This is a genomic window from Rubrivivax soli (assembly GCF_049810355.1).
GTDB lineage: Bacteria > Pseudomonadota > Gammaproteobacteria > Burkholderiales > Burkholderiaceae_C > Rubrivivax.
In genome coordinates this window covers 1483781-1498023 of sequence record NZ_CP187368.1, presented here as the reverse complement: position 1 = coordinate 1498023, position 14243 = coordinate 1483781, and the positions used below count along the sequence as shown (strand labels likewise).

16 protein-coding genes and 1 other RNA gene are annotated in these 14243 nt (G+C 69.9%); 10 read left to right on the top strand and 7 right to left on the bottom strand.

All coding sequences use genetic code 11. The annotated features are described in order from the left end of the window. From ssrS to nth, 4 genes are all read right to left on the bottom strand, one after another. Positions 1–183: non-coding RNA, 6S RNA (gene ssrS, locus ACPOLB_RS06780), on the bottom strand. Positions 184–227: 44 nt separating this feature from the next. After that, a complete protein-coding gene (locus ACPOLB_RS06775) occupies positions 228–542 on the bottom strand; it encodes a cell division protein ZapA (protein ID WP_425260541.1) in 315 nt (104 codons plus the stop codon). Next, positions 539–766 carry a DUF904 domain-containing protein gene (locus tag ACPOLB_RS06770; RefSeq protein WP_425260540.1) on the bottom strand — a complete coding sequence of 76 codons (228 nt, stop codon included), beginning with the start codon at positions 764–766 and terminating at the stop codon, positions 539–541. The genes ACPOLB_RS06775 and ACPOLB_RS06770 overlap by 4 nt, the downstream gene beginning before the upstream one ends. A 13-nt stretch (positions 767–779) precedes the next feature. Then, positions 780–1430: an endonuclease III gene (nth, locus tag ACPOLB_RS06765; protein ID WP_425260539.1), complete on the bottom strand. Its 651-nt coding sequence runs from the start codon at positions 1428–1430 to the stop codon at positions 780–782. Between the two features lie 46 nt (positions 1431–1476). On the opposite strand from nth, the gene ACPOLB_RS06760 reads away from it, so the two are divergent. Continuing rightward, positions 1477–2586, top strand: a complete 1110-nt coding sequence (locus tag ACPOLB_RS06760) for a GGDEF domain-containing protein (protein ID WP_425260538.1) — start codon at positions 1477–1479, stop codon at positions 2584–2586. Here the strand turns inward: ACPOLB_RS06760 and rsxB are convergent, their stop codons facing one another. From rsxB to ACPOLB_RS06745, 3 genes are all read right to left on the bottom strand, one after another. Beyond that, the gene (gene rsxB / locus ACPOLB_RS06755) at positions 2587–3255 is read right to left on the bottom strand and encodes an electron transport complex subunit RsxB (RefSeq protein ID WP_425260537.1); all 669 of its coding nucleotides are present in this window, start codon (positions 3253–3255) and stop codon (positions 2587–2589) included. Positions 3256–3292: 37 nt separating this feature from the next. Beyond that, entirely contained in the window at positions 3293–4564 is a 1272-nt protein-coding gene (locus ACPOLB_RS06750) for a polyhydroxyalkanoate depolymerase (RefSeq protein ID WP_425260536.1), read from the bottom strand. 176 nt (positions 4565–4740) lie between these two features. Continuing rightward, positions 4741–5943: an aromatic amino acid transaminase gene (locus ACPOLB_RS06745; protein ID WP_425260535.1), complete on the bottom strand. Its 1203-nt coding sequence runs from the start codon at positions 5941–5943 to the stop codon at positions 4741–4743. A gap of 114 nt (positions 5944–6057) precedes the next feature. Between ACPOLB_RS06745 and uvrB the strand changes: the two genes are divergently transcribed. The 9 genes from uvrB to hscA all read left to right on the top strand — a co-directional run bounded on the left by uvrB (position 6058) and on the right by hscA (position 14233). Beyond that, positions 6058–8163: an excinuclease ABC subunit UvrB gene (gene uvrB / locus ACPOLB_RS06740; protein ID WP_425260534.1), complete on the top strand. Its 2106-nt coding sequence runs from the start codon at positions 6058–6060 to the stop codon at positions 8161–8163. Between the two features lie 24 nt (positions 8164–8187). Further along, positions 8188–8712: a low molecular weight protein-tyrosine-phosphatase gene (locus ACPOLB_RS06735; protein ID WP_425261887.1), complete on the top strand. Its 525-nt coding sequence runs from the start codon at positions 8188–8190 to the stop codon at positions 8710–8712. A gap of 96 nt (positions 8713–8808) precedes the next feature. Continuing rightward, positions 8809–9342 (top strand): Fe-S cluster assembly transcriptional regulator IscR, encoded by a 534-nt coding sequence (gene iscR, locus ACPOLB_RS06730; protein ID WP_425260532.1) that lies wholly within the window; start codon positions 8809–8811, stop codon positions 9340–9342. A gap of 21 nt (positions 9343–9363) precedes the next feature. Further along, positions 9364–10578 carry an IscS subfamily cysteine desulfurase gene (locus ACPOLB_RS06725; protein WP_425260531.1) on the top strand — a complete coding sequence of 405 codons (1215 nt, stop codon included), beginning with the start codon at positions 9364–9366 and terminating at the stop codon, positions 10576–10578. 24 nt (positions 10579–10602) lie between these two features. Beyond that, positions 10603–11004: a Fe-S cluster assembly scaffold IscU gene (iscU, locus tag ACPOLB_RS06720; RefSeq protein ID WP_425260530.1), complete on the top strand. Its 402-nt coding sequence runs from the start codon at positions 10603–10605 to the stop codon at positions 11002–11004. A 4-nt stretch (positions 11005–11008) separates the two neighbouring features. Further along, entirely contained in the window at positions 11009–11332 is a 324-nt protein-coding gene (gene iscA, locus ACPOLB_RS06715; protein WP_425260529.1) for an iron-sulfur cluster assembly protein IscA, read from the top strand. A gap of 59 nt (positions 11333–11391) precedes the next feature. Then, positions 11392–11841 carry a GNAT family N-acetyltransferase gene (locus tag ACPOLB_RS06710; RefSeq protein ID WP_425260528.1) on the top strand — a complete coding sequence of 150 codons (450 nt, stop codon included), beginning with the start codon at positions 11392–11394 and terminating at the stop codon, positions 11839–11841. Then, the gene (hscB, locus tag ACPOLB_RS06705; RefSeq protein WP_425260527.1) at positions 11838–12362 is read left to right on the top strand and encodes a Fe-S protein assembly co-chaperone HscB; all 525 of its coding nucleotides are present in this window, start codon (positions 11838–11840) and stop codon (positions 12360–12362) included. The genes ACPOLB_RS06710 and hscB overlap by 4 nt, the downstream gene beginning before the upstream one ends. A gap of 14 nt (positions 12363–12376) precedes the next feature. Beyond that, positions 12377–14233, top strand: coding sequence for a Fe-S protein assembly chaperone HscA (gene hscA / locus ACPOLB_RS06700; protein ID WP_425260526.1), 1857 nt, complete (start codon positions 12377–12379; stop codon positions 14231–14233). Positions 14234–14243 lie beyond the last annotated feature (10 nt).

Below are 14243 nucleotides of genomic sequence, written 5' to 3'. Positions count from 1 at the left end.
GGTGTCCGCCGTGAACCGTGAGCCGCATTCCTGAACCCAGGGGGAAGTTCAGGTGGGCGAGGTCAACCAGGCTTCGGGTTCATCTGACGCGAGACGCTCACACCAGTCTGGCAATGTTCCAAGCCCTTGGTCGTAGACCATCGGTTCAAGGAAATATAAGACTCACGCGATCACGACGGACAAATCCATTCTAGACCTGCCGGCGCTCGCTTGTGCAGTGCCGGACTTCACAGCAGCTGGCCGTCGTCGCCGAGCGCCTGGTCGATGCGCCGCACCAGCGCGGCCACGTCGGCGCTGGTTGCGTCACCTGCGTCACCAGACGGCACCGCCGCGCGTGCGGGGCCGCGCTCGGCCAGCTGGTAGGCCAGGTTCAGCGCGGCCAGCACGGCGATGCGCTCGCGCGCCTTGACCTTGCCGCCGTCGCGGATGGCGCTCATCTCGTGGTCCACGTGCGCCACCGCGGTGGCCAGCAGCGCTTCTCCGCCGTCGGGGCAGCCGAGGATGTAGCCCTGGCCCATGATGGTGACTTCGACCTGCTTCACTTGGGCTCCTCCCCGCTGTCGGCAACCGCGTCGCGCGCCGCCGGCAGCCGCGCCAGCAGGGCGTCGATGCGCGATCGCGCGGCCGCCAGGCGGGACCGCAGGCTGTCACGTTCGGTGGTCACCGCGGCCAGTTGCTGCTCGATCAGGGCGCTGGTGCGCTTGAGTTCCTCGTGCCGCAACACGAGGCGGTCGATGCGCTCGGCGAGATCCTGCAGATTGGCCATCTTCCAGCGTGCCTCATGGGGTAGCCCTGGCCTTCATTGTAGGTGCGCCGAAGTCGCAGACGGCGCGCACGGCGCAGGCGTCGCACCGCGGTTTGCGCGCCTGGCAGACGTAGCGCCCGTGCAGGATGAGCCAGTGGTGGGCGTGCACGCGGTAGGCCGCCGGCACGCGCCGCAGCAGGCGTTCCTCGACCTCGAGCACGTTGCGGCCCGGCGCCAGCCCGGTGCGGTTGGCGACGCGGAAGATGTGCGTGTCCACGGCCATCGTCGGCTCGCCGAAGGCCACGTTCAGCACCACGTTGGCCGTCTTGCGGCCGACGCCGGGCAGGGCTTGCAGCGCCTCGCGCGTGCGCGGCACCTCGCCGCCATGCTGCTCGACGAGGATGCGGCAGGTCTGCAGCAGGTTCTTCGCCTTGGTGCGGTACAGGCCGATGGTGCGGATGAGCTCGGTGACACGGTCCAGACCCAGCGCCAGCATGGCCTGCGGCGTCGGGGCCAGCGCAAACAGCCGTTTCGTGGCCTTGTTCACGCCGACGTCGGTGGCCTGTGCCGAGAGCAGCACCGCCGCCAGCAGCTCGAACACGCTGGTGTACTCCAGCTCGGTCTGCGGGCTCGGGTTGGCGGCCTGCAGCGTGGCGAAGAAGGTCTCGATCTGCGGAGCTTGCATGCGGGGCTTGTGTTTGGTGCGCAGCGGCCGATAACCGACCTGAGCCATGATCATCCACGAATCCCTGCGCCGCTGGTGCCTGCCCTGGGCGCGGCGCCAGCCCCCCGCCACCGCCGCGGCGGCCGCCTTCGATGCCCGCCGCGAGCAGGCGCGCCTGGCGGAGCTGTCGCTGCGCCTGGCTGCCCGGCTGCTGCAGGCCTGCGAGATGAAGGGCGCCGGCTCCGGGCAGGCCCAGGCGCTGTGCGACGGCCTGGTGGCGGCCAGCCCGCACCTGCGCCTGGGCTGGGCCTGGTTCGGGCGGGCCGACACGCTGCTGATCGAGCCGCAGATCGTCTCGGGCCCGGCGGTGGCCTATGCGCGTGCGCTGCGCGTACAGCGCACGCGGCTCACCGAGCATGGCCCGGCGTTCCGTGCGCTGGCCGGTCGGCCGGTCGAGCCGTTCAACGTCAGCGAACGGTCGCTGTACGCGCCCTGGCGCGATGCGGCGCGCGACCACGGCGTGCGTTCCGTGCTGGCGTTGCCGCTGGCCGTGCCCGGCGATGCGCGGCGCGGCCTGTTCGTGCTGTACGCCGACGTGCCCGACTACTTCGACGAGGTCGGGCTGGGCCTGTTCGACGCACTGGCGCAGTTCGTCGCCGCCGTGCTGTCGCAGCAGTCGCAGCAGCTGGAACTGGAGCGCCGTGCGCACACCGATGCTCTGACCGGACTGCACAACCGCGCGGCCGCCCAGGCGGCGCTGCAGTCGCGCCGGGCACGGCGGCCGCTGAGCCTGGTGCTGCTGGACCTGGACCACTTCAAGCTGATCAACGACCGGCATGGCCATCCGGTGGGAGACGCCGTGCTGGCGGCGTGTGCGCAGCGGCTGCAGGCGCAGCTGCGCCACAACGACGGCATCGCGCGCTGGGGCGGCGAGGAGTTCCTGGTGTGGTTGCCGGCCACCGGCATCGCGGACGCCCGCCGTGTGGCCGAGAAGCTGCGCACGGCGCTGGCCGACGCCCCGCTGAAGCTGCCGGGTGGCGGCAGCCTGCCGGTCACCTTGTCGGCGGGCGTGGCGTTGCTGGCCGACGGAGAGTCCGTCGAGCAGGCGCTGGCGCGCGCCGACCGTGCGCTCTACCGCGCCAAGGCCGAAGGCCGCAACCGCCTGGCGCTGGCCTGATCAGCCCGCGCCCTGGCGTGCCCGGGCCCGCGCCAGGGCCGCCTCGATGACGGCGCGCTTCTTCTCGATGACCGTCGGGTCGGTGTGCAGCGTGTGGCTGGCCAGATCGGCCAGCTTGGCCTGTGCCTTGGCCGCCAGGCGTTCGTCGTTCTCGCGCTTGTCGCGCGCGACGCGCATCTGGCGAAAGCCGTAGCGGGCGCGCGCCAGGTCGGCGTCGGCGGCGCTCCAGGCGTCCCAGCCGGTGCGGTCGCCCGTGACGGGAACCATCGCGATGCAGTCCACCGGGCAGGCCGGCACGCAGAGTTCGCAGCCGGTGCATTCGGCGCCGATCACGGTGTGCATCAGCTTGGACGCGCCGACGATGCAGTCCACCGGACAGGCCTTGATGCACAGCGTGCAGCCGATGCACCAGGCTTCGTCGATGACGGCCAGCGCGCGCGGACCCTCGGTGCCGTGGGCGGGGTCGAGCGGCAGCACCGGTCGGCCGGTGAGGGCGGACAGCCGCACGATCCCCTCCGCCCCGCCCGGCGGGCAGCGGTTGTGCGGCACGCCGGCGGCGATGGCGTCGGCGTAGGCGCGACAGTCGGGATAACCGCAGCGCGTGCACTGCGTCTGCGGCAGCGCGGCGTCGATGCGGTCGGCGAGCGTGGTGGCGGCAGCGGCTGTCACGGAGAGGCAATCGCGGCCGAGCGCCCGGCGCCGGGCGTCAGGCCGCCTTGCGTGCGGCCGCGTTGGCGGCCTTGTCGAAGCGGGCGATGAAGTTCTTCACCTCCGGGTAGACCTTCTCGCGCCAGCGGCGGCCCGAGAAGATGCCGTAGTGGCCCGCGCCTTCCACGTCGTAGTGGAACTGGCGCGCCTTCGGGATGCCGGTGCACAGGTCGTGCGCGGCGCGGGTCTGGCCGGCGCCGGAGATGTCGTCGAGCTCGCCTTCGACAGTCAGCAGCGCCGTGCCGGTGATGTCCTGCGGCTGCACGGGATCGCCGTGCACGGTCCAGGTGCCGTGCACCAGCGCGAAGTCCTGGAACACGGTCTTGATCGTGTCCAGGTAGTACTCGGCCGGCATGTCGAGCACGGCGTTGTACTCGTCGTAGAACTGCCGGTGCGCCTCGGCGCTGTCGTCGTCGCCCTTGATCAGATCGCGGAAGTAGTCGTAGTGGCTGCTGAGGTGGCGGTCGGGGTTCATCGCCACGAAGCCGGTGTGCTGCAGGAAGCCGGGGTAGACGCGGCGGCCGGCGCCGGGGAAGTTCGGCGGCACGCGGTGGATGACGTTGTTCTCGAACCAGCTGTGGCTCTTGTTCGTGGCCAGGTTGTTGACCGACGTGGGGCTCTTGCGGGCGTCGATGGGGCCGCCCATCATCGTCATCGTGCGCGGCAGCACCTCGCCGGCGCTGGCCTGCAGCGACACCGCGGCGAGCACCGGCACGGTGGGCTGGCAGACCGAGATCACGTGCACCTCGGGGCCGATGTGGCGGATGAACTCGCGCACATACTCTACGTAGTCGTCGAGATGGAACGGGCCTGCGGCCAGCGGCACCATGCGGGCGTCGGTCCAGTCGGTGATGAAGACCTTGTGGTCGTGCAGCAGGCTCTTCACGGTGTCGCGCAGCAGCGTCGCGTGGTGGCCCGACAGCGGCGCCACCACCAGCACCGTCGGCTGGGTCTTCATCGTCGTGAGCGCCTTCGGGTCGTCGGTGAAGCGCTTGAAGCGCAGCAGCCGGCAGAAGGGCTTCTCGATCGCGACCTGCTGCTGCACCGCGATGGTGACCCCGTCCACCACCGCCGACGTGATGTTGAACTCGGGCTTCTCGTATTCCTTGGCCAGGCGGTGCAGCAGGTCGAAGCCGGCCGAGACGCGCTGTGCCATCGGCGTGTGCGCGAAGGGCGACAGCGGGTGGTCGTACAGCTTCGCCGTGGCGCTGGCGAACTCCGAGAACGGGGACATCAGCGCGCGCTGGGTTTCGTACAGCTGGTAAAGCATCGATCGGCTCCGGTCAGGACGGCACCGCACTTATTGTGCAGTGCAGCAAATGTACATCGCTTGCTGTCATCCTGCCGCGCTTTGGTGCAGTGCAATAGCGCAAAACCACGTAGAAAGGCCGGCATCTTTGCCGGCCTTGTCACCTTGGCGACAGTCTTGTCGCCGTCAGCACGTGGTCACATGACCTTCGCGAGCGCCGCGACCACCGCGTCGATGTTGCGGCTGTTGATCGCTGCCACGCAGATGCGTCCCGAATCGACGCCGTAGACGCCGAATTCGCTGCGCAGCCGCTGCATCTGGGCCACCGACAGGCCGGAGTAGCTGAACATGCCCTTCTGCCGCGTGATGTACGACAAGTCGCCCTGCACGCCCGCGGCCTGCAGTTTGGCCACCAGCGCGTGGCGCGTGGCGCGGATGCGCTCGCGCATGCCGGCCAGTTCCTCTTCCCACTGCCGGCGCAGCGCCGGCGTGTTCAGCACCGTGGCCACGACGGTGGCGCCGAAGGTCGGCGGGTTGCTGTAGTTGGTGCGGATCACGATCTTCAGCTGCGACAGCACGCGGTCGGCCTCGGCCTTGTCGCTGCAGACGACGCTGAGCGCGCCCACGCGCTCGCCGTACAGCGAGAAGCTCTTGCTGAACGAGGTCGAGACGAAGAAGCTGATGCCGGCCGCCAGGAACTGGCCGACGACGGCGCCGTCCTCGGCGATGCCCTCGCCGAAGCCCTGGTAGGCCATGTCGAGGAAGGGCACCAGGCCGCGCGCCTTGCAGGTGGCGACCACCTGGTCCCACTGCGCCGGCGTCAGGTCGCAACCCGTCGGGTTGTGGCAGCACGCGTGCAGCACGGCCACCGTGCCCGGCGCAGCGCTGGCCAGCGTGTCGAGCATCGCGTCGAAACGGATGCCGCGCGTGGCGGCGTCGTAGTACGGGTAGGCGTTCACCGTGAAGCCGGCGTTGGTGAACAGCGCGCGGTGGTTCTCCCAGCTGGGGTCGCTGATCAGCACGGTGGCGCCGGGCTGCAGGCGCTTGAGGAAATCGGCGCCGATCTTCAGGCCGCCCGTGCCGCCCAGCGCCTGCACGGTGGCCACGCGGCCGCTGCGCACGGCCTCGCTGTCGCTGCCGAACACCAGGCCCTGCACGGCCTTGTCGTAGGCCGCGATGCCGTCGATGGGCAGGTAGCCCTTGGCCTTCGGCGCTTCGAGCAACTGATGCTCGGCCGCGGCCACGCAGCCCAGCACCGGCAGCTTGCCCTGGTCGTCGAAGTACACGCCCACGCCGAGGTTCACCTTGGCCGGATTCGGGTCGGCGTTGAACTGCTCGTTGAGGCCGAGGATCGGGTCGCGCGGCGCCATCTCGACGGCGGCGAACAGGGATGCGGACATGGCGGTTCCTGGTGCGGTGGTGCTGGGGAGGGGCGCTGCGGTGCGCCGATGCGCCGGCTGCGCTACGCTTGCCGGTTCGGCCTCGATTCTAGTGGGCCGCTAAGGGTTGACCCGATGACCGATCTTGCCGAAGTCCAGGCCGCTGCGGAGACCCCGGCGCAGGGCACGTTCGTCAGCTTTCCCGACTCGCCGTTCCAGCTGTTCCAGCCGTATCCGCCGGCGGGCGACCAGCCCGCGGCCATCCAGCAACTGGTGGAAGGCGTGCAGGACGGCCTGAGCTACCAGACGCTGCTGGGCGTGACGGGCTCGGGCAAGACCTTCACGATGGCCAACGTCATCGCCCGGCTGGGCCGGCCGGCCATCGTGTTCGCGCCGAACAAGACGCTGGCGGCGCAGCTGTATTCGGAGTTCCGCGAGTTCTTCCCGAAGAACGCGGTCGAGTACTTCGTCAGCTACTACGACTACTACCAGCCCGAGGCCTACGTGCCGCAGCGCGACCTGTTCATCGAGAAGGACAGCGCGATCAACGAGCACATCGAGCAGATGCGCCTGAGCTGCACGAAGAGCCTGCTGGAACGGCGCGACGTGGTCATCGTGGCCAGCGTCAGCGCGATCTACGGCATCGGCAGCCCGGCCGACTACCACCAGATGGTGATGACGCTGCGCGTGGGCGACAGGATCGGCCAGCGCGACGTGATCCAGCAGCTGATCCGCATGCAGTACACGCGCAACGAGGTCGACTTCTCGCGCGGTGCGTTCCGCGTGCGCGGCGACACGATCGACGTCTTTCCGGCCGAGCACAGCGAGCTGGCGCTGCGCATCGAACTCTTCGACGACGAACTCGAATCGCTGCAGCTGCTGGACCCGCTGACCGGCAAGGTGCGGCAGAAGATCCCGCGCTTCACCGTGTACCCCAGCAGCCACTACGTGACGCCGCGCGAGCGCGTCGTGGACGCCATCGCGACGATCAAGGATGAACTGCGCGAGCGGCTCGACTTCTTCGTGAAGAACGGCAAGCTGGTCGAGGCGCAGCGCCTGGAGCAGCGCACGCGCTTCGACCTGGAGATGCTGCAGGAGGTGGGCCACTGCAAGGGCATCGAGAACTACACGCGGCACCTGTCGGGCGCCAAGCCCGGCGACCCGCCGCCGACGCTGGTCGACTACCTGCCCAAGGACGCGCTGATGCTGCTGGACGAGAGCCACGTGCTGATCGGCCAGTTTGGCGGCATGTACAACGGCGACCGTGCGCGCAAGACCACGCTGGTGGAGTACGGTTTCCGCCTGCCCAGCGCGCTGGACAACCGGCCGCTGAAGTTCGAGGAGTTCGAGACCAAGATGCGGCAGGCGATCTTCGTCTCGGCCACGCCGGCGGCCTACGAGCAGGCGCACGCGGGACAGGTGGTCGAGCAGCTCGTGCGGCCCACGGGCCTGATCGATCCCGAGGTCATCGTGCGCCCGGCCACCACGCAGGTGGACGACGTGCTGCAGGAAATCCGCGACCGCGTCGTCATCAACGAGCGTGTGCTGATCACGACGCTGACCAAGCGCATGGCCGAGCAGCTGACCGACTACCTGGCCGACAACGGCGTCAAGGTGCGCTACCTGCACAGCGACATCGACACCGTGGAGCGCGTGGAGATCCTGCGCGACCTCCGCCTGGGCACCTTCGACGTGCTGGTGGGCATCAACCTGCTGCGCGAGGGCCTGGACCTGCCCGAGGTGAGCCTGGTGGCCATCCTCGACGCCGACAAGGAGGGCTTCCTGCGCGCCGAGCGCAGCCTGATCCAGACCATCGGCCGCGCCGCGCGCAACCTGAATGGCAAGGCCATCCTGTACGCCGACAAGATGACCGATTCGATGCGCCGCGCCATCGACGAGACCGAGCGCCGTCGGGCCAGGCAGATCGCGCACAACGTGGCGATGGGCATCACGCCGAAGGCGCTGAACAAGAAGGTGCGCGACCTGATCGACGGCGTGGTCTCCGACAAGACCGCCAAGGACGAGCTGAAGGCCGCGCAGGCCGCGGCCGAGCTGGAGGCGATGTCCGAGAAGGACCTGGGCAAGCGCATCAAGGCACTCGAGAAGCAGATGCTCGACCACGCCCGCAACCTCGAGTTCGAGAAGGCCGCGCGGGTGCGCGACCAGCTGGCGCTGCTGCGCGAGCAGGCTTTCGGGGCCCCCGGGCACGACGTCAACGTGGTCCCGATGCCGGTGCGCTGAACCGATACTCGCAGCATGTGGTTCATGAACAAGGCGCCGGCCGCCGCCGACCTGCGTGTGCTGATGGTCTGCACCGGCAACATCTGCCGCTCGCCCACGGCCGAGGCCGTGCTGCGGGCGAAGCTGGAGCGTGCGGGCCTGGGCGCGCGCGTGCTGGTGGATTCCGCCGGCACGAACGGCTACCACGCGGGCGAACCGCCGGATGCGCGTGCGGTGCGGCACGCGCGCGAACGCGGCTACGACCTGAGCGCCTTGCGTGCGCGCAAGCTCGAGCGCGACGATCTCTCGCGATTCGACTGGGTGCTGGCCATGGACGCCGGCCATCTGCAGCGCCTGCAGGAGCTGACCCGCGTGCAGGCCGGCGCCCGCATCGGGCTGCTGCTGGAGCACGCGCGGCGCTTCGCGGACGAGCGCGACGTGCCCGACCCGTACTACGGCACGCCGGCCGGCTTCGAGCGCGTGCTCGACCTGGTCGAAGACGCCTGCGACGGCCTGGTCGAGGTGCTGGCGCGGCAACTGGACGCAGGGAACTTCCGGAGCAAAGCTTGACCAAAACAGTTGGTCTCCGGTATACTTGAGCAATCTTGTCGGGAACGTTCTGCGGGGAAACCCGCGTCTCCCGGCGCCGTCCGAAAGGGGTTCCCCATGCGTCTCACCACCAAAGGCCGCTTCGCCGTCACCGCGATGATCGATCTCGCGCTGCGCTCCAATGCCGGCCCGGTGGCACTGGCTGCCATCAGCCAGCGCCAGCAGATCTCGTTGTCCTACCTCGAGCAGCTGTTCGGCAAGCTGCGCCGCCACGAGCTGGTGGAAAGCACGCGCGGCCCGGGCGGCGGCTATTCGCTGGGCCGCGGCGCCGACAGCATCACGGTGGCCGACATCATCGTCGCGGTCGACGAACCGATCGACGCCACCGGCTGTGGCGGCAAGGAAAGCTGCATGGGCGAGGACAGCGGCAAGTGCATGACGCACGACCTGTGGACCAGCCTGAACACCAAGATGATCGAGTACCTGAACTCGATCTCGCTGAAGAAGCTGGTCGACGAGCAGCTGGCCAAGGGCGTGTCCATCGAGGAAGCACCCGTGAAGCGGGCCATCTCGTCGCAGCCCGTCGTCAAGCCGATCAAGGTGACGGCACCGAACTCGGTGTTCGCCTTCGGCAACTCGTTCACCAAGTAAACCCAGGCACCCCTGTCGCCCATGACCCCGCATTTCCCCATCTACATGGACTACGGCGCCACGACGCCGTGTGACCCCCGTGTCGTCGACGCCATGGTGCCCTGGCTGCGCGAGCACTTCGGCAACCCGGCGTCGCGCAGCCACGCCTGGGGCTGGGAAGCGGAGGAGGCCGTCGAGAAGGCGCGCGTCCAGGTCGCCAGCCTGATCAACGCCGACCCGCGCGAGATCGTCTGGACCTCGGGCGCCACCGAGTCCATCAACCTCGCCATCAAGGGCGCGGCGCACTTCTACAGCACGCGCGGCAAGCACCTCGTCACGCTGAAGACCGAGCACAAGGCCGTGCTCGACACGATGCGCGAGCTCGAGCGCCAGGGCTTCGAGGTGACCTACCTCGACGTGCAGGAAGACGGGCTGCTCGACCTGGACCGCTTCAAGGACGCGCTGCGTCCCGACACCATCCTGGCCTCGGTGCTGCTGGTGAACAACGAGATCGGCGTCATCCAGGACATCGACACCATCGGGCGGCTCTGCCGCGAGCGCAACATCATCCTCCACGTCGACGCGGCGCAGGCCACCGGCAAGGTGGCGATCGACATCACGCAGCTGCCGGTCGACCTGATGAGCCTGGCTTCGCACAAGACCTACGGCCCGAAGGGCATCGGCGCGCTGTACGTGCGGCGCAAGCCGCGCGTGCGCATCGAGGCGCAGATGCACGGAGGCGGCCACGAGCGCGGCATGCGCAGCGGCACGCTGCCCACGCACCAGTGCGTGGGCATGGGCGAGGCATTCGCCATTGCCAAGGCCGAGATGGGCACCGAGATCGAGCGCATCCGCATGCTGCACAAGCGGCTGCTCGACGGCATCTCGGGCATCGAGCAGGTCTTCATCAACGGCCACCTCGAGCGCCGCGTGCCGCACAACGTGAACGCGAGCTTCAACTTCGTCGAGGGCGAATCGCTGATCATGGGCATCAAGGGCCTGGCGGTGTCGTCGGGCTCGGCCTGCACGTCGGCCAGCCTGGAGCCCAGCTACGTGCTGCGCGCGCTCGGCCGCAGCGACGAGCTGGCGCATTCCAGCCTGCGCATGACGATCGGCCGCTTCACCACGGTCGAGGACATCGACTACGCGGTGGCCACGTTGCACGACCGCGTCGCCAAGCTGCGCGAACTGTCGCCGCTGTGGGAGATGTTCAAGGACGGCATCGACCTGAAGACCATCCAGTGGTCTGCACACTGACATCGGATTGAAGGAGTAACGAACATGGCCTACAGCGAAAAAGTCGTCGAGCACTACGAGAACCCGCGCAACGTCGGGTCGTTCGACAAGGGTGACGACAGCGTCGGCACCGGCATGGTCGGCGCACCCGCCTGCGGCGACGTGATGAAGCTGCAGATCAAGGTCAACCCGGCCACCGGGCTGATCGAGGACGCGCGCTTCAAGACCTACGGCTGCGGCTCGGCCATCGCCAGCAGCTCGCTCGTCACCGAGTGGGTGAAGGGCAAGAGCCTGGACGAGGCGCTGACGATCAAGAACACCCAGATCGCCGAGGAGCTGGCGCTGCCCCCGGTGAAGATCCACTGCTCCATCCTGGCCGAAGACGCCATCAAGGCGGCCGTGCTCGACTACAAGACCAGGCACGGCAGCGCGACCGAGACGCACTGATCCCATGGCGGTCACTCTCACCGAAGCAGCGGCACGGCACGTGAGCCGCTACATCACGCGGCGCGGCAAGGGCGTCGGCGTGCGCCTGGGCGTGAAGACCACGGGCTGTTCCGGCCTGGCCTACAAGCTCGAGTACGCCGACGACATCGCCCCGGAAGACGTGGTCTTCGAGGACCACGGCGTCAAGGTGCTGATCGACCCGAAGAGCCTGCCCTACATCGACGGCACCGAGCTCGACTTCGTGCGCGAGGGCCTCAACGAGGGCTTCAAGTTCCACAACCCGCGCGAGAAGGACCGCTGCGGCTGCGGCGAATCGTTCCGCGTCTGACCGACGCGCTGTCCTGCCCACCAGGCGCGGCCCCGGCCGCGCCTGCGCGCTTCCAAGCCATGCTCACCATCCGCCCCGAACGCCCCGACCAGGCCGACGTCGTCGCGCTGCTCGATGCGCTGGACGCCTACCTCGCCAGCCTGTACCCGCCCGAGGCCAACCACATCCTCGATGTGCAGGCGCTGCTGGCGTCCGACGTGCGCTTCCTGGTGGCGCGGCGCGACGGCGTGGCCGTGGGCACCGGCGCCGTGCGGCTGGGGCCCGGCTACGGCGAAGTCAAGCGCATGTACGTGGCGCCGACGCAGCGCGGGCAGCGCATCGCCGAGCAGTTGCTGCAGGCCCTGGAAGCCCAACTGCGCAGCGAAGGCATCGCCCAGGCGCGGCTGGAGACCGGCCGCGACCAGGCCGAGGCTCTGCGCCTGTACCAGCGCTGCGGCTACACGCGCTGCGCGCCCTTCGGCGGCTACCCCGACAACGGCTTGTCGGTCTTCCTGGGCAAGGCGCTGTGAAGCTCTCGGACGACGACTTCGTGCTCTTCGGCCTGCCGCAGCGGCATGCGCTGGACCGCGCCGCGCTCGACGCGCGCTGGCGCCAGCTGCAGGCCGAGGTGCATCCCGACCGCTTCGCGTCCGAAGGTGCCGCCGCGCAGCGCATCGCGATGCAGTGGGCCGTGCGCGTCAACGAAGCCTACGCGCGTCTGAAGGACCCGCTGGCGCGCGCCGCCTACCTGTGCACACTGCGCGGCGCGCCCATCGCCGCCGAGAGCAACACCGCGATGCCGGCCGCCTTCCTGCTGCAGCAGATGCAGTGGCGCGAGACGCTGGACGACGCAGCCGGCGCCGCCGAGGTCGAGGCGCTGACCGAGACCGTGGCCGCTGCCGAGGCGGAGCTGCTGGCGCAGGCCGGCCGCAAGCTCGACGAGACCGGCGACGCCGCCGGCGCCGCCGCCGACGTGCGCGCACTGATGTTCGTGCAGCGCTTCCGACACGACCTCGAGCGGCGCCTGGACGCGCTCGACCCGACCCGCTGAACCCCGAACCCGCCATGGCGCTGCTGCAGATCTCCGAACCCGGACAGGCCCCCGACCCGCACCAGCGGCGCATCGCCGTGGGCATCGACCTGGGCACCACGCACTCGCTGGTCGCTTCGGTGCGCCACGGCGTCGCCGAGTGCCTGCCCGATCCGCAGGGCCGGCTGCTGCTGCCGTCGGCCGTGCGCTACCTGGAAGGTGGCCGGCGCCAGATCGGCGTCCTGGCGCTGGCGGCGCAGGCCGAGGACCCCGAGAACACCGTCGTCTCGGTGAAGCGCTTCATGGGGCGGCGCCTGGCCGACATCGCCGACGCCGGCAAGCTGCCGTACCGGTTCGTCGACCGGCCCGGCATGGTGGCGCTGGCCACGCGCGACGGCGAGAAGACGCCGGTCGAGGTCTCGGCCGAGATCCTGGCCACGCTGCGCCAGCGCGCCGAGGACACCTTCGACGACGACCTGTTCGGTGCCGTCATCACGGTGCCGGCCTACTTCGACGACGCGCAGCGCCAGGCCACGAAGGACGCGGCGCAACGCGCCGGCCTGAACGTGCTGCGCCTGATCAGCGAGCCCACCGCGGCGGCCGTGGCCTACGGCCTGGACAACGGCAGCGAGGGCCTGTACGCCGTGTACGACCTGGGTGGCGGCACGTTCGACATCTCGCTGCTGCGGCTGCACCAGGGGGTGTTCGAGGTGGTGGCCACCGGCGGCGACGCCGCGCTGGGCGGCGACGACATCGACCACGCGCTGGCCGACTGGGCGCTGGCGCAGGCCGGCGTGGTCGCCGCCAGCGCGCACGACAAGCGCGCCGCGCTGGTGGCCGCGCGTGCCGCCAAGGAAGCGCTGAGCAGCGCCGACAGCACCGACTGGCAGGCCACGCTGGCGGGCGGCCCGGTGCGCGTGGCGGTCGGCCGCGCGCAGCTGGAAGCCCTGGCGCAGCCGCTGGTGGACCGCACGCTGGCCGCCGTGCGCAAGGTGCTGCGCGACGCCAGGGTCGCGCGCGGCGACGTGCAGGGCGTGGTGATGGTCGGCGGCAGCACGCGCATGCCGCTGGTGCGCCGGGCCGTCGGCGAGCTGTTTGGCCGCGAGGTGCTGACCAACGTCAACCCCGACGAGGTCGTCGCGATCGGCGCCGCGATCCAGGCCAACGCGCTGGCCGGCAATGCGCGCGACGGCGAGCTGCTGCTGCTGGACGTCATCGCGCTGAGCCTGGGCCTGGAGACCATGGGGGGCCTGGTCGAACGCGTGATCGAGCGCAACACGACCATTCCCGTGGCCAAGGCGCAGGAGTTCACCACCTTCAAGGACGGCCAGACCGCGATGGCCATCCACGTGCTGCAGGGCGAGCGCGACCTCGTCAGCGAGTGCCGCAGCCTGGCGCGCTTCGAGTTGCGCGGCATCCCGCCGATGGCCGCCGGCGCCGCGCGCATCCGCGTCACCTTCCAGGTCGACGCCGACGGCCTGCTCAGCGTGTCCGCCCGCGAGCTCGGTTCGGGCGTCGAGGCCTCGGTGGTCGTCAAGCCCAGCTACGGACTGGCCGACGACCAGATCGCCCGCATGCTGCAGGACGGCTTTGCCCACGCCGACGCCGACATGGCCGCGCGCAAGCTGCGCGAGGCCCGTGTCGACGCCGAACGCATGGTGCTGGCCACGCGCGCCGCGCTGGCGGCCGACGGCGCGCTGCTCTCGGCCGACGAACGCAGTGCCGTGGAGGCCCTGGTCGCCGCGACCGCCGCCACGGCCCAGGGCGACGACGCCGATGCCATCGAACGTGCGGTCGAGACGCTCGCCGAAGGCACCGAGGCCTTCGCCGCCGCCCGCATGAACCAGGGCATCCGCCAGGCCCTGGCCGGGCGCAGCCTCGACGATCTCTGAGAACACTCCC

Bases quoted from the DNA above. Each gene is read 5' to 3' on its own strand.
- ACPOLB_RS06770 (WP_425260540.1), bottom strand. From the start codon at position 766: ATGGCCAATCTGCAGGATCTCGCCGAGCGCATCGACCGCCTCGTGTTG.
- nth (WP_425260539.1), bottom strand. From the start codon at position 1,430: ATGCAAGCTCCGCAGATCGAGACCTTCTTCGCCACGCTGCAGGCCGCC.
- ACPOLB_RS06760 (WP_425260538.1), top strand. From the start codon at position 1,477: ATGATCATCCACGAATCCCTGCGCCGCTGGTGCCTGCCCTGGGCGCGG.
- ACPOLB_RS06750 (WP_425260536.1), bottom strand. From the start codon at position 4,564: ATGCTTTACCAGCTGTACGAAACCCAGCGCGCGCTGATGTCCCCGTTC.
- ACPOLB_RS06745 (WP_425260535.1), bottom strand. From the start codon at position 5,943: ATGTCCGCATCCCTGTTCGCCGCCGTCGAGATGGCGCCGCGCGACCCG.
- uvrB (WP_425260534.1), top strand. From the start codon at position 6,058: ATGACCGATCTTGCCGAAGTCCAGGCCGCTGCGGAGACCCCGGCGCAG.
- ACPOLB_RS06735 (WP_425261887.1), top strand. From the start codon at position 8,188: ATGAACAAGGCGCCGGCCGCCGCCGACCTGCGTGTGCTGATGGTCTGC.
- iscR (WP_425260532.1), top strand. From the start codon at position 8,809: ATGCGTCTCACCACCAAAGGCCGCTTCGCCGTCACCGCGATGATCGAT.
- ACPOLB_RS06725 (WP_425260531.1), top strand. From the start codon at position 9,364: ATGACCCCGCATTTCCCCATCTACATGGACTACGGCGCCACGACGCCG.
- iscU (WP_425260530.1), top strand. From the start codon at position 10,603: ATGGCCTACAGCGAAAAAGTCGTCGAGCACTACGAGAACCCGCGCAAC.
- iscA (WP_425260529.1), top strand. From the start codon at position 11,009: ATGGCGGTCACTCTCACCGAAGCAGCGGCACGGCACGTGAGCCGCTAC.
- ACPOLB_RS06710 (WP_425260528.1), top strand. From the start codon at position 11,392: ATGCTCACCATCCGCCCCGAACGCCCCGACCAGGCCGACGTCGTCGCG.
- hscA (WP_425260526.1), top strand. From the start codon at position 12,377: ATGGCGCTGCTGCAGATCTCCGAACCCGGACAGGCCCCCGACCCGCAC.